This is a genomic window from Bacillus sp. NPDC094064, from assembly GCF_050279585.1.
Taxonomy (GTDB): domain Bacteria; phylum Bacillota; class Bacilli; order Bacillales; family Bacillaceae_G; genus Bacillus_A.
In genome coordinates, this window is the sequence record NZ_JBNNUI010000001.1 from 522,973 (window position 1) to 547,417 (window position 24,445).

Annotated in this window: 27 protein-coding genes and 2 pseudogenes; 22 read left to right on the forward strand and 7 right to left on the reverse strand. The window is 33.7% G+C overall.

Annotated features, from left to right (window positions below; all coding sequences use genetic code 11):
• Positions 1-17 precede the first annotated feature (17 nt).
• Positions 18-456, reverse strand: a pseudogene (locus ACQKNI_RS02730) (stress protein).
• Between the two features lie 244 nt (positions 457-700).
• Here ACQKNI_RS02730 and ACQKNI_RS02735 point away from each other — a divergent pair.
• Together ACQKNI_RS02735 and ACQKNI_RS02740 are read left to right on the forward strand one after the other, a co-directional pair.
• On the forward strand, positions 701-2,326 hold the full coding sequence (locus ACQKNI_RS02735) for an ABC-F family ATP-binding cassette domain-containing protein (protein ID WP_048526047.1): 1,626 nt from the start codon (positions 701-703) through the stop codon (positions 2,324-2,326).
• Positions 2,327-2,838: 512 nt separating this feature from the next.
• Positions 2,839-4,812, forward strand: coding sequence for an LTA synthase family protein (locus ACQKNI_RS02740; RefSeq protein WP_088229414.1), 1,974 nt, complete (start codon positions 2,839-2,841; stop codon positions 4,810-4,812).
• Positions 4,813-4,870: 58 nt separating this feature from the next.
• Here the strand turns inward: ACQKNI_RS02740 and ACQKNI_RS02745 are convergent, their stop codons facing one another.
• Together ACQKNI_RS02745 and ACQKNI_RS02750 are read right to left on the reverse strand one after the other, a co-directional pair.
• Complete coding sequence (locus ACQKNI_RS02745; protein ID WP_088229413.1) at positions 4,871-5,542, reverse strand: TerC family protein; 672 nt, start codon at positions 5,540-5,542, stop codon at positions 4,871-4,873.
• A gap of 174 nt (positions 5,543-5,716) precedes the next feature.
• Entirely contained in the window at positions 5,717-7,165 is a 1,449-nt protein-coding gene (locus ACQKNI_RS02750; protein WP_098253494.1) for a DHA2 family efflux MFS transporter permease subunit, read from the reverse strand.
• Positions 7,166-7,337: 172 nt separating this feature from the next.
• Between ACQKNI_RS02750 and ACQKNI_RS02755 the strand changes: the two genes are divergently transcribed.
• Both ACQKNI_RS02755 and ACQKNI_RS02760 read left to right on the forward strand, forming a co-directional pair.
• Positions 7,338-7,883 carry a TetR/AcrR family transcriptional regulator gene (locus ACQKNI_RS02755; RefSeq protein ID WP_088229411.1) on the forward strand — a complete coding sequence of 182 codons (546 nt, stop codon included), beginning with the start codon at positions 7,338-7,340 and terminating at the stop codon, positions 7,881-7,883.
• A 51-nt stretch (positions 7,884-7,934) separates the two neighbouring features.
• Positions 7,935-8,075: pseudogene (locus ACQKNI_RS02760) on the forward strand (WapI family immunity protein); the annotation flags it as partial.
• Positions 8,076-8,139: 64 nt separating this feature from the next.
• Here ACQKNI_RS02760 and ACQKNI_RS02765 read toward each other — a convergent pair.
• Positions 8,140-8,967, reverse strand: coding sequence for a peptidoglycan-N-acetylglucosamine deacetylase (locus tag ACQKNI_RS02765; protein WP_088229410.1), 828 nt, complete (start codon positions 8,965-8,967; stop codon positions 8,140-8,142).
• A 290-nt stretch (positions 8,968-9,257) separates the two neighbouring features.
• Here ACQKNI_RS02765 and ACQKNI_RS02770 point away from each other — a divergent pair, with 290 nt between their 5' ends.
• From ACQKNI_RS02770 to ACQKNI_RS02850, 17 genes are all read left to right on the forward strand, one after another.
• On the forward strand, positions 9,258-9,941 hold the full coding sequence (locus ACQKNI_RS02770) for a DNA alkylation repair protein (RefSeq protein ID WP_088229409.1): 684 nt from the start codon (positions 9,258-9,260) through the stop codon (positions 9,939-9,941).
• 16 nt (positions 9,942-9,957) lie between these two features.
• Positions 9,958-10,659, forward strand: a complete 702-nt coding sequence (locus ACQKNI_RS02775; protein WP_098840981.1) for a nucleotidyltransferase domain-containing protein — start codon at positions 9,958-9,960, stop codon at positions 10,657-10,659.
• A 15-nt stretch (positions 10,660-10,674) separates the two neighbouring features.
• Complete coding sequence (locus tag ACQKNI_RS02780; RefSeq protein WP_088229407.1) at positions 10,675-11,220, forward strand: GNAT family N-acetyltransferase; 546 nt, start codon at positions 10,675-10,677, stop codon at positions 11,218-11,220.
• Positions 11,221-11,253: 33 nt separating this feature from the next.
• Positions 11,254-11,754 (forward strand): GNAT family N-acetyltransferase, encoded by a 501-nt coding sequence (locus ACQKNI_RS02785; protein WP_088229406.1) that lies wholly within the window; start codon positions 11,254-11,256, stop codon positions 11,752-11,754.
• Between the two features lie 102 nt (positions 11,755-11,856).
• The gene (locus ACQKNI_RS02790) at positions 11,857-12,795 is read left to right on the forward strand and encodes a DMT family transporter (RefSeq protein WP_088229405.1); all 939 of its coding nucleotides are present in this window, start codon (positions 11,857-11,859) and stop codon (positions 12,793-12,795) included.
• A 56-nt stretch (positions 12,796-12,851) separates the two neighbouring features.
• The gene (locus tag ACQKNI_RS02795) at positions 12,852-13,253 is read left to right on the forward strand and encodes a GNAT family N-acetyltransferase (protein ID WP_088229404.1); all 402 of its coding nucleotides are present in this window, start codon (positions 12,852-12,854) and stop codon (positions 13,251-13,253) included.
• Positions 13,254-13,364: 111 nt separating this feature from the next.
• Positions 13,365-13,973, forward strand: a complete 609-nt coding sequence (locus ACQKNI_RS02800) for a hypothetical protein (RefSeq protein WP_088229403.1) — start codon at positions 13,365-13,367, stop codon at positions 13,971-13,973.
• A 20-nt stretch (positions 13,974-13,993) separates the two neighbouring features.
• Positions 13,994-15,241, forward strand: coding sequence for a glutathionylspermidine synthase family protein (locus ACQKNI_RS02805; protein WP_088229402.1), 1,248 nt, complete (start codon positions 13,994-13,996; stop codon positions 15,239-15,241).
• A gap of 267 nt (positions 15,242-15,508) precedes the next feature.
• Entirely contained in the window at positions 15,509-16,309 is an 801-nt protein-coding gene (locus tag ACQKNI_RS02810; RefSeq protein WP_140417296.1) for an aminoglycoside N(3)-acetyltransferase, read from the forward strand.
• A gap of 12 nt (positions 16,310-16,321) precedes the next feature.
• On the forward strand, positions 16,322-17,011 hold the full coding sequence (locus tag ACQKNI_RS02815) for a phosphopantothenoylcysteine decarboxylase (protein WP_088229400.1): 690 nt from the start codon (positions 16,322-16,324) through the stop codon (positions 17,009-17,011).
• A gap of 120 nt (positions 17,012-17,131) precedes the next feature.
• Positions 17,132-17,605 (forward strand): tetratricopeptide repeat protein, encoded by a 474-nt coding sequence (locus ACQKNI_RS02820; RefSeq protein ID WP_140417267.1) that lies wholly within the window; start codon positions 17,132-17,134, stop codon positions 17,603-17,605.
• Between the two features lie 12 nt (positions 17,606-17,617).
• The gene (locus ACQKNI_RS02825) at positions 17,618-18,667 is read left to right on the forward strand and encodes a hypothetical protein (RefSeq protein WP_088229398.1); all 1,050 of its coding nucleotides are present in this window, start codon (positions 17,618-17,620) and stop codon (positions 18,665-18,667) included.
• A complete protein-coding gene (locus ACQKNI_RS02830; protein ID WP_088229397.1) occupies positions 18,660-19,154 on the forward strand; it encodes an NUDIX hydrolase in 495 nt (164 codons plus the stop codon). The genes ACQKNI_RS02825 and ACQKNI_RS02830 overlap by 8 nt, the downstream gene beginning before the upstream one ends.
• A gap of 104 nt (positions 19,155-19,258) precedes the next feature.
• On the forward strand, positions 19,259-19,768 hold the full coding sequence (locus ACQKNI_RS02835; RefSeq protein WP_088229396.1) for a DUF402 domain-containing protein: 510 nt from the start codon (positions 19,259-19,261) through the stop codon (positions 19,766-19,768).
• 209 nt (positions 19,769-19,977) lie between these two features.
• On the forward strand, positions 19,978-20,568 hold the full coding sequence (locus tag ACQKNI_RS02840; RefSeq protein WP_088229395.1) for a TetR/AcrR family transcriptional regulator: 591 nt from the start codon (positions 19,978-19,980) through the stop codon (positions 20,566-20,568).
• Positions 20,565-21,305 carry a hypothetical protein gene (locus ACQKNI_RS02845; protein ID WP_088229394.1) on the forward strand — a complete coding sequence of 247 codons (741 nt, stop codon included), beginning with the start codon at positions 20,565-20,567 and terminating at the stop codon, positions 21,303-21,305. Before ACQKNI_RS02840 ends, ACQKNI_RS02845 begins: the two co-directional genes overlap by 4 nt.
• Before the next feature lie 159 nt (positions 21,306-21,464).
• Positions 21,465-21,557 (forward strand): putative holin-like toxin, encoded by a 93-nt coding sequence (locus ACQKNI_RS02850; RefSeq protein WP_001290205.1) that lies wholly within the window; start codon positions 21,465-21,467, stop codon positions 21,555-21,557.
• Positions 21,558-21,785: 228 nt separating this feature from the next.
• Here ACQKNI_RS02850 and ACQKNI_RS02855 read toward each other — a convergent pair whose 3' ends face one another.
• The gene (locus ACQKNI_RS02855) at positions 21,786-22,607 is read right to left on the reverse strand and encodes an HNH endonuclease (protein WP_098253497.1); all 822 of its coding nucleotides are present in this window, start codon (positions 22,605-22,607) and stop codon (positions 21,786-21,788) included.
• 149 nt (positions 22,608-22,756) lie between these two features.
• Here ACQKNI_RS02855 and ACQKNI_RS02860 point away from each other — a divergent pair, with 149 nt between their 5' ends.
• Positions 22,757-23,842, forward strand: coding sequence for an AI-2E family transporter (locus ACQKNI_RS02860; protein ID WP_088229392.1), 1,086 nt, complete (start codon positions 22,757-22,759; stop codon positions 23,840-23,842).
• A gap of 239 nt (positions 23,843-24,081) precedes the next feature.
• Here ACQKNI_RS02860 and ACQKNI_RS02865 read toward each other — a convergent pair whose 3' ends face one another.
• Positions 24,082-24,222, reverse strand: a complete 141-nt coding sequence (locus tag ACQKNI_RS02865; protein WP_088229391.1) for a YrzI family small protein — start codon at positions 24,220-24,222, stop codon at positions 24,082-24,084.
• A gap of 27 nt (positions 24,223-24,249) precedes the next feature.
• Positions 24,250-24,390 carry a YrzI family small protein gene (locus tag ACQKNI_RS02870; RefSeq protein ID WP_098253498.1) on the reverse strand — a complete coding sequence of 47 codons (141 nt, stop codon included), beginning with the start codon at positions 24,388-24,390 and terminating at the stop codon, positions 24,250-24,252.
• Positions 24,391-24,445 lie beyond the last annotated feature (55 nt).

Sequence of the window (24,445 nt, forward strand, 5' to 3'; positions counted from 1 at the left end):
AAAGGGGGATTTTTTTGTTACTTAATAAACTTGTCCATCACATCTTTATATTTTGCAAACTCTTCGTCTTTCATATCTCCATTCATTTGTAAGAGGAAATTTCCTTTTGCATATGTATGGGAAAATAACATGGGAGAGGAGTTTCCTAATTCGTCGTAATATTTCTTCACTTTTTCCAGGTCTTCTTTTTTAGTTATTTCAAATAAGCGACCACCACTATCCTCACCAAGTGCTGGTACCATAATACGTTTCCCTTCTTTACGCAAGTTTCCGAACTCTTTTTGAGGTAAATCAGTTGGGTTTTCTGCTTGTAGACCAGCATTTTTAAATTCGGAGATAATCGAATCTATTGTAACTTTTTTTTCTTTTTTTTTCTTGCTTAGATTCAGTTGGTGAATTAGCGTTGTTGCTACCGCATGCAGTTAAAGAAGTTAATGATAAACATAATGCGGCTATTACTAAAATTTTCTTCAAAGTAACTCCTTCTTAAAGTATATGTTATTGCAGTATGATATTTTTTCGTTAAAAATATAAAAATTATTCAAGGTTGAAAATGATTGAATAACAATCAATCGTTGCTATTCATCCAGCTTCTACTATATAATAGCTATAGTCTACAATAATTGAGTCGTAATATGCGATTTTTTAAGACAATCGGTGAGAAAACGCTGAAATAAGCGGTATTAGTAGGAGGACACAAATGATTACAGTAAGTAACGTTAGTTTGCGTTTCGCGGATCGCAAATTATTTGAAGATGTTAACATAAAATTCACGCCAGGTAACTGCTACGGTTTAATCGGAGCGAACGGTGCTGGTAAATCAACATTTCTAAAGATTTTATCTGGAGAAATTGAGCCATCAACAGGTGACATACATATTACGCCAGGTGAGCGTTTAGCGGTATTAAAACAGAACCACTTCGAATATGAAGAGTTCCCAGTATTAGAAACAGTAATTATGGGTCACACGCAACTTTACAAAGTAATGCAAGAGAAAAATGCGATTTACATGAAAGAAGACTTTAGTGATGAAGATGGTATGCGTGCTGCTGAACTTGAAGGTGAATTCGCTGAGCTTAACGGTTGGGAAGCAGAATCAGAAGCTGCAATCCTTCTTAAAGGTTTAGGTATTGGGGAAGATCTTCATGATAAGAAATTGTCAGAATTAACTGGGGCAGAGAAAGTAAAAGTATTACTTGCTCAAGCTTTATTCGGTAAACCTGACATTCTATTACTAGATGAGCCTACCAACCACTTGGACTTAAAAGCGATTCAATGGTTAGAAAACTTCTTAATGAACTTTGAAAATACAGTAATCGTTGTATCCCATGACCGTCACTTCTTAAATAAAGTTTGTACGCACATGGCTGATCTTGATTTCGGTAAAATTCAACTTTATGTTGGTAACTATGACTTCTGGTATGAGTCAAGCCAATTAGCTTTAAAATTAACACAAGATGCTAATAAGAAAAAAGAAGAGAAAGTAAAAGAGTTACAAAACTTCATTGCGCGCTTTAGCTCAAACGCATCTAAAGCGAAACAAGCAACTTCTCGTAAAAAATTATTAGATAAAATTACATTAGATGATATTAGACCATCATCTCGTCGTTACCCATTCGTTGGCTTCACACCTGAGCGTGAAGTAGGAAATGACTTATTAACAGTTGAAGGTCTTTCTAAAACAATTGATGGCGAAAAAGTGTTAGATAATGTGTACTTCACTTTAAATAAAGGTGATAAAGTTGCATTTATCGGTCGTAACGATATTGCAATGACAACATTATTTAAAATTCTGATGGGTGAAATGGAGCCAGATAGCGGTTCATTCAAATGGGGCGTTACAACTTCTCAATCTTACTTCCCAAGAGATAACTCTAAGTACTTTGAGAACAGTGACTACAACTTAGTTGAATGGTTACGCCAATTCTCTCCACAAGATGAGTCAGAAAGCTTCTTACGTGGTTTCTTAGGTCGTATGTTATTCTCAGGTGAAGAAGTTAAGAAGAACGTTTCTGTACTATCTGGAGGCGAAAAAGTTCGTTGTATGCTATCTAAAATGATGTTAAGTGGTGCGAACGTAATTACACTTGACGATCCAACGAACCACTTAGACCTTGAGTCTATTACTGCATTAAACAACGGTTTAATCGCATTTAAAGGTACAATGTTATTCACATCTCATGACCATCAGTTCGTACAAACAATTGCAAACCGCATTATCGAAGTAACGCCAAACGGTGTAATCGATAAAGAGGCTACTTACGATGAGTTCTTAGAAAATGAAGAGCTTCAAAAACAAGTAGATGCAATGTATAAAGGTCAATAATATATGAAAAAAACCTCGCTCTCGTTTTGAGAGCGAGTTTTTTTATGTATTATGAATAATTATTCAAAACTAACTTTAGTGGAGGTAATTGATTTTGATGTTGCATCCAGTGGAATTACCCGAACGTTAATAAACATCGAATTAATGTATCCTTTTTTATACAATGAAAAAACAAATGTTATGTATAGTGAATTTAAATACATTACAATAATGTTCCAAAATTGGAGACATATTTATTTGCGAAGCAGTGAATATAGGTTTATAGTATGTGGAGTCATAATTAGTTGGATGGACTTTGGGAGAAAACAGGAAATGTTACAAATTTATTTCGTTAAATAGAAACCAAGGTCAAAATGTTTAAAAAGAAATAGTTGAATAAATAAAGGCTTCAAATTATAATTACTAATATTCTTCATATAGTTAAATAAAAAAATCTAGTTGAAGAAGAAAAATTGAATAGAGAGACAGACTTATATCAAAATAAGCCTTGGATGATCAAAAGAGGTGGAGAGATGAAACAATTACTATTAAAGAGTAAACGAGTGTTAAGCAATCACTTTGGATTTTTCGTGTTTGCAGTTATTTTATTATGGTTAAAAACGTATGCAGCATATGTGATAGAATTTAATTTAGGGATATCAAATACAATCCAAAAGTTCTTACTGTTTTTCAACCCGTTAAGTTCAGCAGTTATATTTTTAGGGCTCGCATTATTCGCAAAGGGGAAACGAGCTTACATTTGGTTAATTGTTATTGATTTGCTAATGTCTATACTTTTATACTCAAACGTAGTATATTACCGCTTTTTCAGTGACTTTATTACGTTCCCGACATTAACACAATCGAATAACTTTGGAGATTTAGGTAATAGTATTTTTGCATTGCTACATGTATATGATCCACTATATTTCTTAGATACAATCATTTTAATTGTTTTAGTCGCAACGAAATTTGTAAACCCTAAACCAATCCGTGTTGCGAAGCATAAATTATCACTTGTGTTTATAGCGGGTATTTTATTCTTTAGTATTAACTTAGGACTTGCAGAATCAGATCGTCCTCAGTTATTAACAAGAACATTCGACCGCAATTATATCGTGAAATATTTAGGAGTGTATAACTTTACAATTTATGATGGTATTCAAAGTGCGAAAGCATCAACAGAACGTGCACTTGCAGATGGCGATAGTATGACAGAAGTAAGAAACTATCTTTCATCAACTTATGCAAGTCCAAATCCTGAGTATTTCGGTAAAGGAAAAGGAATGAACGTAATTTATATTCATTTAGAGTCATTCCAAAACTTTTTACTAAACTACAAATTAAATGGCCAAGAGGTTACACCATTCTTAAACTCGTTTATAAAAGATGAGAATACGTTATACTTTGATAACTTCTTCCATCAAACAGGACAAGGTAAAACATCTGATGCGGAGTTTATGTTAGAGAACTCAATGTACGGATTACCACAAGGATCTGTTTTTACAAATAAAGCTCATAACACGTATCAATCAGCACCAGCTATTTTAGGTCAACAAGGATATACATCAGCAGTGTTCCACGGTAACTATAAAACATTCTGGAACCGTGATGAAATTTATAAATCATTTGGTTTTAATAATTTCTTTGATGCGTCATACTATGATATGAACGAAAAAGATGTAGTAAACTACGGCTTAAAAGATAAACCGTTCTTTAATGAATCAATTCCGTTATTACAAACGTTGAAACAACCGTTCTATACGAAGTTCATTACGTTATCGAATCATTTCCCTTATCCGATCGATAATGCGGAAGCGACGATTGAACCAGCTAAAACAGGTGATTCATCAGTAGATACGTATTTCCAAACAGCACGCTATTTAGATGAGTCTGTAAAAGGCTTCGTGGATTACTTGAAACAATCTGGTTTATACGATAACTCAATTATCGTTATGTATGGTGACCATTACGGTATTTCAGATAATCATAGTGCAGCAATGTCTCAAATAATGGGTAAAGAAATGAACTCATTTGAAAATGCTCAATTACAACGTGTACCTTTAATCATTCGCGTACCAGGAATGGAAGGCGGCGTACAACATCAATACGGTGGAGAAATTGACGTGTTGCCAACGTTATTACACTTACTAGGGACAGATACGAAAAATTATGTCCAATTCGGATCAGATTTATTATCACCAGAGCATAAACAAGTCGTTCCATTCCGTAACGGTAACTACGTAAGCCCGACAGTTACTGCACTGAACGGTAAATACTATGATACGAAAACTGGAAAACCTGTAGAATTTACTGATGAAATAAAACAAAATGAACAAATGGTTCAAAAATCACTAAAATACTCTGACCAAGTTGTTAACGGAGATTTATTACGATTCTACACACCGGAAGGATTTACACCGGTCGATCGATCGAAGTACAACTATAACCATCGTGATAAAAATAAAACGAAGGTAAAGACGACTGAAGACGGGGAAACGAAATAAATATTAAAGAGCGCTACTCATATGAGTAGCGCTCTTGTTTGTAAATAGAACGTTGTCATTATATAGAACCATCTTTCGTTTTTTGTTTCATCTTTCCAAAGAATACTACACCGGCAATGATAATAACGATGAATGCCCACTTTATGAAAGGATTACTTTCGAAAAACCCAACGAACCATTTCTCATCTACAATCATTTTTGCAGCAGTATAAGCTAAAACAGCTGCTCCAATTGTAATGATGACAGGAAAACGGTCAACCCATTTTAAAATTAATGTACTGCCCCATACGACTACTGGAATAGAAACTAATAGCCCGATGATTACTAAAGAAAAATTACCATGTGCAGCTCCTGCAACGGCGAGGACATTATCAATTCCCATTAACGCATCCGCAATAATAATGGTTTTAATAGCAGACCAAAATCCTTCTTCAGCCTTAATATCATGATCTTTTCCTTCAGCAATTAATTTGTAAGCAATCCATATGAGAAGTACACCACCAATTAGAAGTAATCCTGGTATTTTTAATAACCAAACAACAACTAAGGTAGCAGCAGCTCTTATAGCGATTGCTCCGATTGTTCCCCAAATGATAACTTTCTTTTGTTGATCTTTCGGTAATCGTCTTGCGGCTAATCCGATTACGATGGCATTATCACCAGCTAACACCAAATCAATTACAATAATAGCAAGTAGGGCAGACCAATATTCAGGTGAGAGAAAGTCCATTTATATATCACTCCTTACGAGTAATATGTGCTAAGCTGTTACGCTGTATTAAAAATTCAAAAGTTGAATCGAAGATAATAATTATAATCGTAAGCAATACATACTTAAAAAGATGGATTCGGTACACATTTTAATCCACCTTGTAAGTACTTAATTTTTAACATTGTTTTTGCTCTAAGATTTACTTTCATATTTTTGAATTGCTACTTTTTTAGGTGTGAAACATGCAATAATTAAAGCAACAAAAGACAAGACTAACATAAATACGTAGGCATCATTTGAGCTGAAGATAGAAGCTAATTTTTTTACTTGTATAGCTGATATGTTTCCACTTTCACTAGATAACTGTAAAGTATGTGAAGTTGATTGGATTGTATATACAGTAATGATAACTGCTGTTCCAATTGCACCTGCTAATTGACGAATGGTATTGTTTACTGCTGAACCATGTGAACCCAGTTCTCTTGGTAAAGCATTCAGCCCCGCAGTATTTAACGGCATCGAAATGAAGCTTAGCCCAATTCGTAAAATAATAGTACGAACCATTACATACATATAAGTTGTAGACTCCGTTAAATCAATTACACCCCACATTGAAATAATTATACATATTAAGCCTGTAATAAAGAGTGGCTTTGCTCCGTATTTATCAAACATTTTGCCCGTGATAGGGGATAAGAAGGCATTAATCACAGCTCCAGGCAAAAGAAGTAGACCGGATTCAAATGCGGTAAAACCACGCCCATTTTGTAAGTAAATTGGTAAAAGAATTAAATCAGCATACATAATCATCGTAATAAGTACGTTAATGATTGAAGTAAGAGTGAAAATTTTATATTTAAATACGGATAAATTTAGTAATGGATCATTAGACTTTATTTGACGTAAACAGAATAAAGTTGTAACGAATATACCGGTGATAATGGTAGTAATAACAACCGGATGATCCCAACCTTTGCTTCCTGCACTACTAAATCCGAATATAATACAACCAAAGCCAATCGTTGATAAAATGACACTTACGATATCTAATGTGGCTTTTGTTGTCTCAGCAACATTCATTAAATATTTAAATGCGAGAATTATAACGATAAATACGAATGGAGCCAATCCGATAAATAGCCATCTCCATGATACATATTCAATTATAAAACCAGATAAAGTTGGAGCGATGGCTGGCGCAAAAATGATAGCGAAGCCGATAGTCCCCATTACACTTCCGCGCTTTTCACTAGGGTATAAATATAAAATAACTGTCATCATTAGTGGCATAATAATTCCTGCCCCAACTGCTTGAATCATTCTTCCTGTTAACAGAACACCAAAGTTCATGGCACATGCACAGAGAACAGTTCCAATAAACAAAGAGAGCATCGAGCTAATAAATAGCTGCCGTGTTGTATAACGTTTCATTAAAAATGCATTAATTGGTACTAGAACACCATTTATGAGCATAAAGCCTGTTGATAGCCATTGTACTGTTGTAGCTGTTACATCAAATACTTCCATTAAATTACTCATTGCTACATTTAATAAAGTCTGATTGAGTGTTGATAAAAAACAGCCAGTAATGAGGACAATTAATATAATTTTTTTGTTTTTTTCCGATATTTCCTTTTGCATGAGTAAACTCCTTCGTTGTTTCTTGATTTATCGACATTGCGTCGATAAAATAAATGGTAACAAAATAAATTTTCTTTGACCATGAACAGTTTGATTGAAAATGTTTACTACTCGACACTGAAGGTATACACTGTCGAGTAAGTTAAGAGAAAATCTATAAAGGAGTTTTAAAATGTCTACACATAAAAAAGAAGATCCTCGTACAGTTCGTTCAAGAGACATGTTTAAAAATGCTGTTTTTTCTCTTTTAAGTGAGAATCTTAGTATTTCAAGCTTAACGGTTCAGAAAGTCGCAACAAAAGCAGGATTAAATCGAACAACATTTTATTTACATTATCAGGACATTCAAGATTTATTAGACCAAATCACGAATGAGATTTTAAATGAACTTTCTAATAAAATTATTGATTTAATACATGCCGGAGATTTATCAGAAAAACAAAAGCTAACACAACTACTGGATTATTTATATATCCACCGAAATTATTTATTTATTTTATTTAAAATGAATCAATTTGAGGAGCAATTATTTTTATTTATAAAGCAACTAATAGAAACGAGAAGAGAGAATACAAACCAGGAGTTACCTGATGATTATGTTGCAGTTGATATTAAAACGGCCTCATTGGTAGGTATTATCATGTGGTGGATACGGAATGGACTTCATTTTAGTTCAGATTATATCGCAAATCAGATTTATTTCATGTATAAAGGATAATGGTTTTTTAGTATCGGAATTAATAAAATCCATTAAACAAAAGATTCATAGAAAGAAGGGGAGTTTCACATTGTTATTCACTTATCATTGGAACTTAATCCTTCATGGTGTAAGGAAAAAGAATACGAATTTTCTATTAGAATAACTCAAGGTGATAGAGAGGACATTATGCGTTCTATTGAAGAACAATAAAGAAAATTCCCGAAGCGATAAAAAAAGACTCAATAACCTACTAGAGGAAATCAAGTCTTTTTCATTACATACGATTATCATGCCAGAAGTTTAATGGGAAGTGTTCGTTCTCATGATAGGCTTCTAATTCATATCCTCTTTCTTTCAGCCCCTTAATAATACCAGGAACTGCTTGAACAGATTGTGGATGAATATCGTGCATAAGAATAACTTCTGTTGGATTTGTAGCATGAGCTAGAACGTTTTCTACAATTTTAGCTGATGCAGCATCAACAGGCATTTTGTTATATTTCCAGTCTAAAGAATCAATTGTCCAATCCCAAACTTTTAACCCATTTTCAACAACTTTGTTACGAAGAGTTTCGTTTAATCCTGGCATTGAGCCGTAAGATGGACGAGTTAATACTGGTGATTTGCCTAGAACGCCAGCGATTAAGCCTTGATCTTCCTTCATTTCATCTACGTAATGACCTTCTGTGTAAAGTTTCTTGTAGTTATGAGTCATACTGTGCATCCCAACGTAGTGGCCTTCAGCATCTTCACGTTTTACAAGGTCAGGGAAAGCTTTTACGTTTGAACCAATTAGGAAGAATGTTGCTTTTGCATCTTCTCTTTTTAACATATCTAAAAGCTCAGCTGTATATTTTCCGGGACCATCATCAAATGTTAAATAAGCGACTTTTCTAACTTGCCCGTTATAGTGTTTTGGAGCTTCTTTTGGAGCAAGAGATGTTTGAATTTCACTTACCAGTTGAACAGATTTAGCTTCATCCTCTGTACTTGCTAGAGCAGTATGTACTGATCCAAAAGCGGCTTCGTAAGTAAATAATACCCCAGCGCAAATCAACATAGCCCTTTTCACTAAAGTTGTCATTCGAATTCCATTGTGCATAATTTTCCTTCTCTCTATAAAAGTTCTACTCTACTATATTAGCAACTATAGGTAGGGAAATGCAAAAAAACTTTTTTACAAGTGTAAGAAAGTTTGTCCAAAAGTATGCAAGATTATAGTGTTTTGTAAGTTCTAAAACTAGAATGTATAGAGGAGTGGAAAATAGGGGGAGTAACATATAATTTCACATACCGTATTTTTAAAATACATATAGGAAAATCGAAAAATAATGTAGAATATATCGTACATACATATATGAAGTCAACATAAAACAAAAATGAGGTGGACATATGTTACTTGAAGAAGTAATGCAGCAACTAGAAGAATATGGGACAGAACAAACGCGTAAGACGTATAAAAATCATGGAGCGAAAGAGCCTTTATTTGGAGTTAGTTTTGCGAATTTAAAATTATTAAAAAAGAAGATAAAAAAAGATCATGGTTTAGCAATTTCATTATGGGAAACAAAAAATATGGACGCAAGGACTTTGGCGACGATGGTTTTAGATCCAAAGAGGCTTACGAAAGAGCAGATAAATGAATGGGTTGGAGAAGTCGATTATTATTGTTTAATGGACGTTCTGATGACAGCTATATGTACAGCGCCAATCGCGATTGAAAGAATGGACGAATGGACAAAGTCTGATGATGAATGGATTGGAAGAGCAGGCTGGTCTTTATTAGCAAATATAGCGATTAAAAATAAAACGTTACAAGATGATTTTTTCTCACCGTATTTAGAAGAGATTAAAGTACATATACATAATGAAAAAAATAGAAAAAAAGAAGCGATGAATAGTGCCTTAATCGCGATAGGAATTCGTAATGAAGACTTAGAGCGACAAGCGATTGAAATTGCACGTGAAATTGGAAAAGTACAGGTTGATCACGGCGCAACGTCATGTAAAACACCCGACGCTGAAGCCTATATAAAAAAAGCGAGAGAAAGAGCTGAAAAAAAGAAAGTGAAATAAGAAAAGGGGAAAGCCTATGAAACCAATTGAAGCGGCACAAAGCATAATTACATCACAATTCCCGAATTGTGATGTAGCTTTACTCGGAGGAAGTGTTGTACGAGGGGAAGCAACAAAAACATCTGATCTTGATATTGTAATAATAGACGATAGTTTGTCATCTTGTTATAGAGAATCTTTCTATAGTAATGGATGGCCTGTTGAAGTGTTCGTACATAATTTTGAAACGTATAAAACCTTTTTTAAAATGGATTGCGATCGGGGGAGACCTTCGTTACCACAATTAGTTTCAGAGGGGATCGTATTAAAAGGGGAAAATGAAATTGTTGAAAAATTAAAAAGAGAAGCGAATGATTTAATAAATAAAGGACCAGCTAAATGGACCGAAGAAACGATGAAGCAGAAGCGGTATTTTATTACGGATACTTTGGATGACTTTATTGGTGCTACAAAAAGAGAAGAAGAATTGTTTATTGCAAATTTGTTAGCTGATTTAGTACATGAATATGTATTAAGAGTAAATGGTAAGTGGCTCGGAAATTCAAAATGGTTTATTAGAGTGTTAAGAAGATATGATGAGCAATATGCAAACCAATTTGTAGCAGCTTTTGATCATTTTTATACAACGGGAGAAAAAAGAAAATTAATTACTTTTGTAGAAAAAACGTTAGAACAGTATGGAGGACGAATGTTCGAAGGGTTTTCTATAGGAAAATAAAAAGGAGTTAACACAATGAATGTACCATACGTTCAATTAAGAGAATTAACAGTAGCTGATATAGAAGATCGATATCAATGGTCATTAGATACAAAAGTGACAAAGCATTTAGTCGTACCAGATCAATATCCTCCGTTCACACGTGAAGATACGAAAAAATGGATTGAAGCTTGTATAAATCGAGAAAATGGTTACGAACAAAGAGCTATCGTTACCGAGAACGGTATACACATTGGATGGGTAGACCTTAAAAACTTTGATAAAGCAAATAAAAATGCAGAACTAGGAATTGCCATTGGAAATAAAGACTATTGGGGAAAAGGATTTGGAATGGCAGCTCTAAATAGCATGTTACAAATCGGATTCTCTCAGTTCGAATTGGAGAAAATTTGGTTACGTGTAGATGAGGATAATACACAAGCTAGAAAGAGTTATGAAAAGGCTGGTTTTGTTTGTGAAGGGTTAATGAGAAATGATAGATTACGTCAGGGGAAGTTCATTCATCGCTATCGTTACAGTATATTAAAAGAAGAGTATGAATCAAAAGTTAGTAGCATATAAAAATATTATGTAAAATAAAAAGGGGAAGATAAAATGATTCGATTACTTACAAAGGTGGATGCGAAGCAATATTGGGAGTTACGTTTACAAGCATTACAAGTAAATCCAGAAGCATTTGTAACGACTTATGAAGAAGCAGTGCGTCAAGAAAATCCGCTTGAACGAGTTGCTAGTAATCTTTCATCTAACAGTAGTTTTACATTTGGCGCTTTTAATAAAGAAAATTGCTTAGTTGGGGTTGTTACTTTATTAACAGAAGAAAAGGAAGCATATAAGCATAAAGGACATATCGTTGCGATGTATGTAGATACTGATAATCGAAGAAGTGGTCTTGCACGTGATTTAATACGTAAAGCTATTGAAAGGGCAAGAGAAATGAAGTTAGAGCAATTGAATTTAGGCGTGGTATCAACGAACGAACCAGCCAAACGATTATATGAATCAATGGAATTTAAAACGTACGGTATAGAAAAAAATGCTTTAAAGATAAATGGTGTTTATAGTGACGATCAATATATGGTACTGTTTCTTTAAGGGAAGAAGTTTATTATATTACATCCAATTTAAAAAATGAGAATTTTAATTATATTCATTTTTTGTATAGTATTAAGAAGAAACTAAACAAGGGGTTTTATAATGAAAGCTATTGCAGTAGGAATTTTGGCATCATTTTTCTTTGCCTTTACCTTCGTTTTAAACCGGGCGATGGATTTAGAGGGTGGAAGCTGGATTTGGAGTGCATCATTACGGTATTACTTTATGGTTCCAATGCTTTTACTTATTGTCATGTATAGAGGGAACTTAAAGCAACTCTTTCAATATATGAAAAAGAATCCGAAAGAATGGTTAGTATGGAGTATTGTTGGATTTGGCCTCTTTTATGCACCGCTTAGTTTTGCTGGAGCGTTCGGACCAGGTTGGCTTGTTGCATCAACATGGCAAATAACGATCGTCGCTGGTATTTTATTAACACCCTTTTTTGCGGTAGACCCATTACATAAAAAACTTCCAATGAAGGAGTTAGTAATGTCAGGCATTATTTTATGTGGTGTTGTGCTTATGCAAGTAGAACATGCTTCTTCTTTAGGCATTCGTGAAACCATTTTATGTGTCGTTCCTGTACTTATTGCAGCGTTTGCGTATCCTCTTGGAAATCGAAAAATGATGCAAGTTTGTAAAGGGGAGTTAGATGTATTCCAGCGAGTTCTCGGTATGACATTGGCAAGTTTACCATTTTGGTTTTTATTATCTGGTTACGAAGTATCAACAGGTGGGTTACCATCAAGTAGTCAAGTGTTCCAATGTTTTATTGTAGCAGTTAGTTCTGGTTTAATCGCGACAGTACTATTTTTCTTTGCGACAGATCTTGTGAAAGATGATCCGCAAAAACTAGCAACAGTGGAAGCAACGCAGTCTGGTGAAGTTTTATTTGCACTAGTAGGAGAGCTCATTTGGTTATCTGCCCCAATTCCGTCATCTTTATCTTGGATCGGCATGAGCCTCGTTATAGTTGGAATGATACTACATAGTTATGTAGCGGTCGTTGTGAAGAAAGAAGAAAAGATAACAGCGTAGAGAGATTAGCTCTTTTTATAAAGAGCTAATCTTTTTTCATAGAAAGGGATATGAGTATGAATTTACAGCGTGTTGAACAAATTGAAAAAGATATAATTTTTAATGTACTAAAGTATGCCGTCGGTCCAAATGAAATAAGCTTAAAGAAAGCAGTATTATTTTATCAAGGAAGTGAAGGGACATTATATAAATACGAAGAAAAAGCTTGTATAGGTATTGAAGTTATCGGATCAATGAAAGCGAGAATATGTCACATTGCTGTCATGCCAAAATATCGTCATCAAGGAATTGCGTTGCGAATGATAAGAGAAGTAGTAAGAATGCATCAATTGACTTATGTCGAGGCAGAGACAGACGATGAGGTAGTAGAATTTTATAAGAAAATTGGTTTTCAGGTTAAAAGTTTAGGAGAAAGATATCCGGGGATTGAAAGGTTTCATTGTTATTTAGAAAAATAGTATAAAATATGCAAATGTGCATATAGGGTTTAGTTTGAAAAAAGTAATATTTACATTATATAATAAAGGTATCTGGAAAAATATAGATAACAGAAATTAGGTGTATAACACATGAGAATGGATAAAAGAAAATTTATAAAAGTCGCTGCTTCTATAGGAGTATCATCATTTTTATTAACGGGCTGTGGTGATTATGAAGAAGAGACTGTACAGAAAGAAAGTACTGCTGTTAAAACAGATGATGCGAAGCAAGGGAATGAACAAGGAACACTAAATTGTGACGATAAAACTCCAACAACGGAAAATGTAGAAAAAGATGAGTTATGTCAGGAAATTAATCCATCATTTTCATCGTATCACGAAAACTCACATTTACCGATACTTCCATTCGTAGCAGGATATTTATTAGCAAACAGAGCCTCAAATATGAATTATACAGTGAAACCAAATGTAATGAAGAAACCATACACAAGCAATGTTATTCCTTATCGTGAAAAAGATGAAAGGAGAACTGGTGGTAGCGGTGGCGGAGGAAATTACGGCGGCACTAACAGTAACAGCAACTCTTCAAATAAAGTTGATTTAAATAAGCAACCTCCAAATACAACAAATAAAGTGACGCCAGATACAAATACGCCAAAATCATCTACGACACAAACGCCAAAAGTAAATTCTGGTTCAAGTGGAATTGGGAACGCAAAAGCGCCAGCCGGATCATAACACGAAAGGAAAATAGGATCATGTATACAGAACAAGAGCAGAAAGAGTATATGAAAATATGGTTTTCACTTGCGGAAGAGGCTGGCCGAAATGGATTTACGTGGCCGAGTCTGTTAGAGAAGGAAGAGTGGAATCAATATATGGCAACAGGGATGTATCGCATGCCGGCAAACACATATACCGCTATTTCTAAAGCGACAGAAGAAATTATGTATGTGTTATATAGAACATATCAATTTATTGTAAATACGACAGAAGATTTTCAAAAACTTGGATTTCCGCCCGAAACGTGGGAAATTGCGAGAATGAAGCATACTGGTTTGTTTTCATATTTTACAAGGTTTGATTTTATCGTAAATGGTGATGATATTAAATTAATAGAAGTAAATTGTGATACACCAACAGGATATTTAGAACCGTCTGTCGCAAATGAAGTGTTGTGTCGTTATCATGATGTAAATCATCCAAATCATATTGAAGAGCATATTGTGCAGGCGTGGGAACAAATTAAGCATGATTATAATATAGGGCCTGAAGAGACAATATATTTTACAAGTTACGATTGGCACGATGAAGACCGTCAAACAGTTCAATTTTTGAGAAGTTATTGCTTAAATCAGCCCACCGAATATGTGGGAATTCAAGATATCGTCGTTGCAGATGATGGCATATATATGCCAGACGGAGAAAAGATTAAATATTTATATAGACTGTATCCGATAGAGTATTTAGTATCGGACGTCGATAAGAATGGAAAAAGGATTGGTTTACAATTTTTAAATCATATCGCGCAAGGAAGAGTACGAATTATTAATCCACCAGCTGCATTTGTTATGCAAAATAAAAGTGTACTCGCTTTAATTTGGAAGTTGTACGAAGAAGAGGTTTTCTTTGGAGCAGAAGAGCGAAACGTCATTCAAAAATATTTCCTACCAACATATTTTACGAATAAACCATTTTTAGAAAGAAATGAATCGTATGTTTCCAAACCATTATATGGCCGAGAAGGTGGCGGAGTATCTATATACGAAAATGATGAACTGCTAGCTGAAGATAAAACAGAGTATTACTTTGAACAACGGAAAGTATACCAGCAATATATAGAAATGCCCGATTATACAATTGACACTTGGGATGGTCCGTATACTGGTAAATTACTAATCGGCTCGCATTGTATAAGCGGAAGAGCAGCAGGTTTATTTTTACGTGTAGGCGAGAAAATAACGGGAAACTTATCAATGTTTACTGGGGTTACAATTGAAGGGTAAAGCACACAAAGAGCTCATCATTTGTGATGAGCTCTTTCGTCTATGTATAAAATATAGATTGGAATGAAAGCTTATAATTACTGTGATGTAAAACCTTCACCTTCTTTTGTTAGTGTAAACACAATTTAACTATATCCCACATGCTAATATTACCATTTTTATAGATATGAAAAATGATTAAGTTAAAAATTAAGAAAAATATGATAATATATTTATGTATAAGTTTAAATTTTAATATATAGGGTTAGTGGGGGAACCGTTATGAAAATAAATGAAATAGTAGCAAATACACAATTTCCGAATACAATTGAATCCATTACGAAAGATTTAAAGGCATTAGGAGTCCGAAAAGGAATGACAATTATCGTTCATTCATCATTAAGTTCAATCGGTTGGATTTCTGGTGGAGCGGTTGCGGTAGTAGAAGCGTTAATGAAAGTCGTTACAAAAGAAGGAACAATAATTATGCCAACGCAATCTTCAGATTTATCCGATCCGAAACATTGGTCAAGACCGCCTGTACCTGAAGACTGGTGGCAGATTATCCGTGATAATGTCCCAGCATTTGATCCACGCATAACACCAACAAGAGGAATGGGTGAAATAGTTGAATGTTTCCGTACATATCCGAATGTAGTGCGCAGCAATCATCCATTAGGAAGTTTTGCTGCATGGGGAAAGCATGCAGAGGGAATAGTCAGGGATCATTCACTATCAATGAGCTTTGGAGAGGAATCACCATTAAGAAAAATATACGATTTAGATGGATACATATTATTAATTGGTGTTGGCCATGATTCTAATACGTCTGTACATATATCTGAAGTACGTTCTGGTGCACGTGAGTTAATACAAGTAGGAGCACCAATTTTAGAAAACGGTGAAAGAGTATGGAAAGAATTTGTTGATATGGATTACGATTCTGAAACGTTTGTAGAAATCGGTGTACAGTTTGAGCAAAAAGGAACTGTAACAAATGGAAAAATAGGTAATGCAACGTGCCGTATTATGAAGCAACGTGATATAGTTGACTTTGGAACAGAATGGTTTCGTAAGAAAAATCAGTAAGGGATGATTGCGATGAAGGGGAAAAAAGTATTAATTACGAGCGGTGGTTGTTTAGAAAAATGGGATGAAGTACGCGGACATACAAATATGGCAAAAGGAACAATCGGAAGGATAATCGCGGAAGAACTTATAGCAAAAGGGGCACACGTTATATATTTACATGGTTATTTTGCGGAGAAACCGAGCGATGTACATAGAGGGTTAGAGCTACATCCATTTGAAGGAATAATTGATTTACAAGATAAAATGAAGAGTATTATTACGCATGAAAAAGTTGATGCGGTTATTATGGCAGCAGCTGGATCCGATTGGATTGTGGACAAGATTTGTGATCAAGATGGGAATGTTCTTGATATGAATGGGAAAATCTCAAGTGATATAGCGCCTATTATACATTTCAAAAAGGCACCGAAAGTATTAAAACAAATTAAAGAGTGGGACCCAGAAACAGTACTCGTTGGTTTTAAACTTGAAAGTGATCTAAATGAGGAAGAATTGTTTGAAAGAGCGAAAAATAGAATGAAAGAAGCAAAGGCGAATGTAATGATTGCAAATTCACCACATTCTTTATATTCGCGCGGGGCGGTGCACTACGTCATTGGACAAGATGGTAAAGGTAAGTTATGTAATGGGAAAGATGAAACAGCGATAGAAATTGTCAAAAGCTTAGAGATATTATGTAATCGTATTACTGCCTTGTAAAATTTGGTTTTTAGATAAGTATGAATCCGCATAGTATATAAATGAGCGAGACTTTAATCAAATGTGAAGTGTAAACCAATCAAGATCTATACAGAGAATAATTGGTAAGGAGTGGGTTCTATGGAACATTTATTAAAGCAAGCTATTAAACTCCGAGACGAAAAGAAATATGCGCAGTCCAGAGAAATACTTATAGGATTAACACATTTTACGAGGGATGCAGAAGTGATTTATCAATGCGCTTGGATACATGATGTAATGGGTCTTGAAATAGATGCTGTGCCGTATTATGAGCAGGCAATTGCAAACGGCCTTGAAGGAGAATCACTTTGCGGTGCTTATATTGGTCTTGGTAGTACATATCGTTGTATAGGTGAGTATGAAAAGGCGATTACAGTATTAGAAGCTGGGGTTAAGAAATTTCCAGAGAACGATCCAATGAAAGTGTTTTTATCATTAGCAAAATATAACGTAAACGATCATGAATCTGCAATGAAATTATTACTAGAAACTGTCGTAAAAGTAGAAAAGGTAAAAGAATTTGAACGTGCCATTTCATTTTATAAAGACCGTTTAAACGAGGTTTTTGAATAGAGGAGTGACCGTATGAACATATCCATATCGCGAAAGCGAAAAGGAATTTGGGTGGGGCTCGTATCTTTCATTATGTTATCAAACTATTTAGTGTATGCCCTTCCAATTGTACCAGCCGCTCCAAAAGAAGTTGTGCTTGGTTCTTTGTTAGATTGTATAGTTGTAATTCCAGTACTCACGTATTTCTTAATTATTCGAAAGAGATATTCGTTAACCTATATATTTCCTGTTGTAATAGCTGGTTATATATTTGCAAGGTTTATTATTCCAAGTGACTATTTACAAGCTTTTTCATACGTTTCTTATATTATAGTTGCGGGAGAAATTGCATTTGTATGCTTAGAATTATTCCTTTTATATAAAATTGTTAGAATGCTTCCTAACATAGTAAAAAGATATAAAAAATATAAAAGAGAGTATTCTTCATTTTCTTATGCAATTGATGCAGCGTTTGATGCGACTATGAAAAGAGGTACGTTAGTAGATGTTATTTTAACAGAGTGTAAGTTAATCTATTATGCGTTTTTATCGTGGCGTGTAAAAGTACCAGAAGATGAATCTGTGTACTCATATCATAAAAAGACTGGTGCTATAGGTGTTTATATTATGATTATCCACGCAACAGTAATTGAAAGTATCGGTTTTCATTATTTGCTTCATCAATGGAATCCAGTAATAGCATGGGTTTTACTTATTTTAAACGTATATGCAATGTTTTATTTTTTAGCTGAAATACAAGCTATGCGTAAAAATCCAATTATTGTTGCGGAAGAAAAAATAATTATTCAAATTGGATTAGGAAAGAAAATTATTATACCATTTACACAAATTGATAAAATTACGTTTTATAAAGGAGAACCTGTAAAGAAAGAGGAAGAGGTTCTTGACGCAACTGTGTTGGAATTTATTAAGGAACCTCCAACATTTGAAATAAAACTAAAAGAGCCAGTGAAAGCGCAATTGTTATATGGATTTTCTAAAACAGTAAGTCGTGTTCACTTAAATGTGGATGAGGAAAGAAAATTTTATGATGCGTTAATGGAGAAATTGAACCATGAATAATGCTACTAATTTTCATCTTGCGTTTGGTGTGTACGGTATTTGTATCGAAAACAATAACATATTAGTAATCGATAAAATTAGAGGTCCATATAGAAATCGGTATGATCTACCTGGTGGTAGTTTAGAAGATGGTGAAGCATTATTAGCTGGACTTCATAGAGAGATTAAAGAAGAGACCGGGCTAAATGTAACGGTAGTAAAACAAATAGGTACAATTGATTTTCAATTCCCATCAAAATTCAAGGAGTACACACATGTACATCATATCGCAGTTTTCTACGGTGTTGAAAGGTTCGAAGATGAATTCGTAGTACTGGAACAATTTGAAGAACAAGATTCATTAGGGGCTAGATGGATTCCTATCGAAAGCATTACAGATGACAATGCATCTCCGCTTGTATGTAGTGCAGTAGAGTGGCTGAGAACAAATGAGCTTCCATTAGAAGTGAAAAAATATGAAACATGGACAGTGAAAAACTCCTTCTAAAATAAGAGGGAGTTTTTATTGTGTAATTGAGGACCAAACACTTTTTCATCACTATATAAATGGATATAATTAAGACTAAAATTAGCATAAGGGGAACCAAAATAATGAATAAATTACGAACAGCAAAAAGTGAAATTATAGAAAGAAAAATTCGGTATGACTCGACAATAGTAGATCACAATTGTTTAATACTTGAAAAGAAATCGCAAAGTATCGTGTTATTTCATGAGGTGCAATATTCATTTACGATGACTACACATGATTCGAGTTTAACAATACCGAAAGGAAGTTACACCATTGCATACTATTGGGAAGATCGTCCATACAATTTATACATATGGAGAGATAAGAATGGAATGTATGTAGGCTCTTATTTTAATGTTGTAAAAAATACGCAAATAACAGACGAACTAGTGTTATTTGAAGACTTAATTATTGATATTCTGGTACTTCCAAGCGGAGAATACTTTATTTTAGATGAAGATGAATTACCTGAGCCCTTAGAGAGTTTTGAAGATGGTTATGTGGCTGAAGCTCTTTATGTATTAAAGGAAATAATTAAAAAGTCGCTTCCTCAAATGATTGGAGAGACAGAAATGGTGCGGCTAAAATAAAGTTTAATCGATTTGAAAAGAAAATATGTGTGTAATGAAATTGAGTAGTCTTAAGTTATTTTTTTGAGATTACTCTTTTTTGTAGAAATTTTGTTGTTTAGTTTCTAAATGGATTGTTAAATTTAACAACCAAGGTTGACTGAATATAGTTCAGTCAATTATGATTGAATCAGATTCAGTCGTGATAAAAACATAGTAGGAGATGAAGTATGAAAAGAATATCAAAAGAACCAGATGTAAGACGCCAAGAGTTAATGGATATTGGCTTTGAACTATATATGAATAATGGTATGAAAGGATTTAGCATAAAAGATGTTGTTAGTCAGGCTGGTGTAGCAACAGGCTTATTTTACTATTACTTCAAGTCTAAAGAGAATTTTGTTGATGAAGTTTTAAATGACTTTATTGTGAAAAATATGGAGTTAATTGAAGAAATACTTGTTTCTAATGAACGGTCTGTCATGCAAAAGATGAAGGATTCTCTAAATATATTTTGGACATTTATTGAAAAATTAGTACCCTATAAAAATATGAGTTCTTTTCAGACGGAACAACATTTTCAACTGGAACAGAAATTATTCGCGCGAATGCAACCATTAATTCGACAAGTAATTGAAGAAGGGGTAAAAACAGGGGTTTTTAATACTAATAACTCATTATTAGCTTCAGGATTTATTTTATACGGTCTTAGCAGTATTGCTCATTCAGAATTGAAGTTGAATCTAGATACGAAGCAAGAAATGGTTAATTTAGTATTAACTACACTACGATACGATCCAAAGGAAGGAGAATGTATATGAAGATTATTATCGATGAAAAAAATATTTCACAAGAGCAACTTACAAAGTGGAAAAGAGTACGTATTAAAAAAGTATTACATACATTAGGACATAAAGAGGCTAAAATAAATGATACAGACGTTATGATGAAAAAACTAACGGAACGAAAGTTAAATTATTCATACAATGAAATGTATGATAAGTTGAAATCTAAACTTAAATTAAGTGAAATGGGTATGCGTATTTGTACTGTTTTATCTGGCGATAGACGAAAATTTTCAAAAACAAGTATTTATTTAGACGGGATTACGGCAGAAGAAGCGATAAATGGAATTGATAGTTTTATGCTTGAACAATCACGTGAAAATGATCAAGTGAATTTATCAGCTTGTCCGGATCACTATGTACTAAGACCCTTTGGGGAAAATGAATTAGAAGTTATTGAAACTACTGGTAATTCTCCGTTTCCGGTTCAATTTTTTATTGTTTTTGGTGACGAAACGGGAGTGAAAACACCTAGAGATAAGTCTTATCCATACCATTCAACAGGTGTTGCACGTATGAAAGACGGTACTATTATTGGTGGAGTCCGGCATCAATTTAAAGATACAGATACTGGCATAAAAGTAAGTCTAGTTGTAGAGTTCCCGGCACTTTGTCCTAATAGCCTTATTAAATCGCATCAAATGCATTTGGCATGTGAGTTTTCTTATTGGTTACAGTGGATTAAGGACCGTAAAAAAATAGTTTTCAAATAAACAACAGTCAAGATGTTCAAACAAAAAAACTCGCAAGTTATTAAGCTTACGGGTTTTCATCGTAAACAATTAATAAATATGGTAAAATTAAGAGGTAACTTATGGTACGGTTGGTTGTTCAATTATCACTTCTCCAAAGTAGGAGGGGGGTGATAATACATGAGTGAAATTACGTTGTTACTGCAAGGTGGACTGTTTCTCGTTGCATTGTTAACGTTTATTGTCGTCTTAATTGACAAGCTCAAAAAATAACAACCCACCTATGCCTATAGAATGTGGGTTGTTTTGTTTGTAAGAAACAAATAGGATAAATGAACAATCCAATCTGCTAAGTTACGTGGACTAGTGTGTAGCCGCACACTAGTCTTTTTTATTTATATACAATTTTTAATTAGATTATGTGATTGTATTGTTCTTTTCATAATCATTATAACACAGTGTCTTTTCATCAAGAAAGGAGACCATATGTTCTCATTCTGATTATATAGAAGGTGTTTTTTCTTTAAATAGCCCGTCCATATATTGTTTTAAACTTTGGACATAAAATTCCTGCGTATTTACGTTATTTACGCCGACAATGGGTGATGGAAGTTCATATCGCTTTTCTGATAAATGAACGACAACGTCAAAGATATCAAATAGACGAATGAAACAGAACAGCCCGTCTTTATCGCTTAATAAAATAAAATAATGGTTTTCACTATTTGTATTTAATGTATTCCATAGTGAACTTTTACTTAAGTCACGAACAATGCTCTTTTCTTTCAATTCCATAAAATCGGCATTTGATAGAATGTTAGAAATATCAATTGCATCTTGATCTTCAAAGTAGTCATCAATTGTTTGTACAGCGAAAGTATAAGCCATTTTTAATACGCTCATTTTGTATTTACGGTTATCTAAAAGTAATTCACGTTGAATAGAGCTAGCTACTTTCGTTACACGTTCTTCTTTCCAAATTTCATTATGTAATGAAATATCATGTTTTTTACATAGTTTCATAATTAATGCATTGGAATAAAGTATTTCATCACTTACTTCAATAATATCTGTCTCAGCCGCCGCAAGTTCCTCACCATGTTCATTCGTATAAAGGGGGGAGTCGATTTGTTTTTTCATTTGCTCAATCTTATATTGACTTAACTTATGCCTAATTAAAGGGCGATCAATATTTGTTGTCATTTGTTCATGACAAGTATCACAAATTGAGTTTGTGAAATAATACCCACATAATATTTCTGGGATGACATATTGTTCACTAAGTTCTTTCGTATCTTTTCTGCAAATGATGCATTGTGTCATATTTATCACCTTTACCTGCAAATTTGTATGTAATCTCATTGTAGTGTATTTATTGGCATTTTGGAATATTGTTAAGGAAAATATTATGTGAAATTCATGTTTATTTTGGTACAATATAGAGAAGTGCTAGTTTAAAGGAGGACGTTTTTTTGAAATCGAAAGTGCACTTTTGGACATTAGAAGTGCTGATGGTTGTAGGGATTATATTTATTTGCACAAAAATATCGTTTCTATTTCAACCAATTGGTATCTTCATATCAACATTATTTTTCCCTATTTTAATCGCGTTATTTTTATACTTTGTATTTAACCCTTTGTTAGTCTTTTTAGAGAATAAAAAAGTTCCTAGAAATTTAGCGATTTTACTACTATACCTTTTTATTATCACATTAGGTGGGGTTGCTATTGGAGTAGTCGTTCCAACCATCTCACAACAGTTAATGGATTTAGTAAAAAATATGCCAACTTATATAAAAGAGGGGAAAATATACATACAAGAGTTATCCCATCATAGATTTTTTGAATGGATATCTACACAAAACTACGTTTCCATTGAAACAATTGAAAAAAATGCGATTGCATCTTTAAAGGAAATTCCAAACACAATTACGTCGAGTGCAACGGCTGTATTTGGTATCATCACGAATGTTGCGTTAGTTATATTTACAGTACCGTTCATATTATTTTATATGTTTAAAGATGGACATGCCTTTCCAGGGAAAGCAGTTAGTCTATTACCTGAGTCTTACCGAGAAGAAGGACTTCGTATCATAAAGGAAACGAACGAAACATTATCTGCATATATTCAAGGTCAAGCGCTCGTTTGTTTATTTATCGGTGCCTTTACATTTACTGGTTATTTAATTATCGGTTTACCGTATGCTTTCGTTTTAGGGATTATCGCAGCATTTACAAATATAATTCCGAACTTAGGTCCATTTATCGGTGCAGCACCGGCTGTCATTGTAGGTCTGTTCGTATCTCCGATGCAAGCATTGTACGTAATAATTATCGTAACAATTGTACAGCAGTTTGAAAGTAATATTATTTCACCGCGTATTATGAGTTCAAAATTAAATATCCACCCGTTAACAATTATTATTTTAATTTTAGGGGTAGGTAACTTTGCGGGAATTATCGGGATGATTTTAGCAGTGCCAGTTTATGCAGTAACAAAAACGGTTGTTTCGAACTTAGTGAGATTGTTTAAGACGAAACGAAATAATCGAAAATAGTAATTGTTGACAAAGATACACCGCTTTTTAAGTGGTGTATCTTTGTTTGTAAATTAATATTTAAAAGTGTACTAATATAGTTTTAATATATATTTTTTACATATCAAATTCAACGGTAAGCCTGTGTGATATGATCCCTATAAGACTATGTGGAATCCCTCTGAACTATCCAAATCATTTCTTTACACCGTGCTATCAACATCATAATCGACTCCTTTCAATTTGTTATATTTAAACGATTATAGGTGAGTGTAGTATTTGCTTCTACGATCACGAATTTCATCAATAATTTGTTTATATTGTTGCTCTTGTTTTAATTCATTTTGAGACATCGTTTCTTTTTGAATCGTAATAGTTAAAAAGAAAAGGTGAAACTTCATAAGTGAATTCCTCCTTTCAAATCGGAATTACAGATGACTACAGTAATGACTTTGTCTTTCCTTTACATGATCCATATCCTGATTAATTTGTCGTTCATGAAGTATTTCAGATTCAGAAAATTTATTTTTTTGAATGGTAATAGTTAAAAAGAATGCTTTAAATTTCATTAGATTTTTGCCCCTTTAAAAATTATTTAGAAAAGACGGTTGTAAAAAGAGGATT

Bases quoted from the DNA above. Each gene is read 5' to 3' on its own strand.
- ACQKNI_RS02735 (WP_048526047.1), top strand. From the start codon at position 701: ATGATTACAGTAAGTAACGTTAGTTTGCGTTTCGCGGATCGCAAATTA.
- ACQKNI_RS02740 (WP_088229414.1), top strand. From the start codon at position 2,839: ATGAAACAATTACTATTAAAGAGTAAACGAGTGTTAAGCAATCACTTT.
- ACQKNI_RS02745 (WP_088229413.1), bottom strand. From the start codon at position 5,542: ATGGACTTTCTCTCACCTGAATATTGGTCTGCCCTACTTGCTATTATT.
- ACQKNI_RS02750 (WP_098253494.1), bottom strand. From the start codon at position 7,165: ATGCAAAAGGAAATATCGGAAAAAAACAAAAAAATTATATTAATTGTC.
- ACQKNI_RS02755 (WP_088229411.1), top strand. From the start codon at position 7,338: ATGTCTACACATAAAAAAGAAGATCCTCGTACAGTTCGTTCAAGAGAC.
- ACQKNI_RS02765 (WP_088229410.1), bottom strand. From the start codon at position 8,967: ATGCACAATGGAATTCGAATGACAACTTTAGTGAAAAGGGCTATGTTG.
- ACQKNI_RS02770 (WP_088229409.1), top strand. From the start codon at position 9,258: ATGTTACTTGAAGAAGTAATGCAGCAACTAGAAGAATATGGGACAGAA.
- ACQKNI_RS02775 (WP_098840981.1), top strand. From the start codon at position 9,958: ATGAAACCAATTGAAGCGGCACAAAGCATAATTACATCACAATTCCCG.
- ACQKNI_RS02780 (WP_088229407.1), top strand. From the start codon at position 10,675: ATGAATGTACCATACGTTCAATTAAGAGAATTAACAGTAGCTGATATA.
- ACQKNI_RS02785 (WP_088229406.1), top strand. From the start codon at position 11,254: ATGATTCGATTACTTACAAAGGTGGATGCGAAGCAATATTGGGAGTTA.
- ACQKNI_RS02790 (WP_088229405.1), top strand. From the start codon at position 11,857: ATGAAAGCTATTGCAGTAGGAATTTTGGCATCATTTTTCTTTGCCTTT.
- ACQKNI_RS02795 (WP_088229404.1), top strand. From the start codon at position 12,852: ATGAATTTACAGCGTGTTGAACAAATTGAAAAAGATATAATTTTTAAT.
- ACQKNI_RS02800 (WP_088229403.1), top strand. From the start codon at position 13,365: ATGAGAATGGATAAAAGAAAATTTATAAAAGTCGCTGCTTCTATAGGA.
- ACQKNI_RS02805 (WP_088229402.1), top strand. From the start codon at position 13,994: ATGTATACAGAACAAGAGCAGAAAGAGTATATGAAAATATGGTTTTCA.
- ACQKNI_RS02815 (WP_088229400.1), top strand. From the start codon at position 16,322: ATGAAGGGGAAAAAAGTATTAATTACGAGCGGTGGTTGTTTAGAAAAA.
- ACQKNI_RS02820 (WP_140417267.1), top strand. From the start codon at position 17,132: ATGGAACATTTATTAAAGCAAGCTATTAAACTCCGAGACGAAAAGAAA.
- ACQKNI_RS02825 (WP_088229398.1), top strand. From the start codon at position 17,618: ATGAACATATCCATATCGCGAAAGCGAAAAGGAATTTGGGTGGGGCTC.
- ACQKNI_RS02830 (WP_088229397.1), top strand. From the start codon at position 18,660: ATGAATAATGCTACTAATTTTCATCTTGCGTTTGGTGTGTACGGTATT.
- ACQKNI_RS02835 (WP_088229396.1), top strand. From the start codon at position 19,259: ATGAATAAATTACGAACAGCAAAAAGTGAAATTATAGAAAGAAAAATT.
- ACQKNI_RS02840 (WP_088229395.1), top strand. From the start codon at position 19,978: ATGAAAAGAATATCAAAAGAACCAGATGTAAGACGCCAAGAGTTAATG.
- ACQKNI_RS02845 (WP_088229394.1), top strand. From the start codon at position 20,565: ATGAAGATTATTATCGATGAAAAAAATATTTCACAAGAGCAACTTACA.
- ACQKNI_RS02850 (WP_001290205.1), top strand. From the start codon at position 21,465: ATGAGTGAAATTACGTTGTTACTGCAAGGTGGACTGTTTCTCGTTGCA.
- ACQKNI_RS02855 (WP_098253497.1), bottom strand. From the start codon at position 22,607: ATGACACAATGCATCATTTGCAGAAAAGATACGAAAGAACTTAGTGAA.
- ACQKNI_RS02865 (WP_088229391.1), bottom strand. From the start codon at position 24,222: ATGAAGTTTCACCTTTTCTTTTTAACTATTACGATTCAAAAAGAAACG.
- ACQKNI_RS02870 (WP_098253498.1), bottom strand. From the start codon at position 24,390: ATGAAATTTAAAGCATTCTTTTTAACTATTACCATTCAAAAAAATAAA.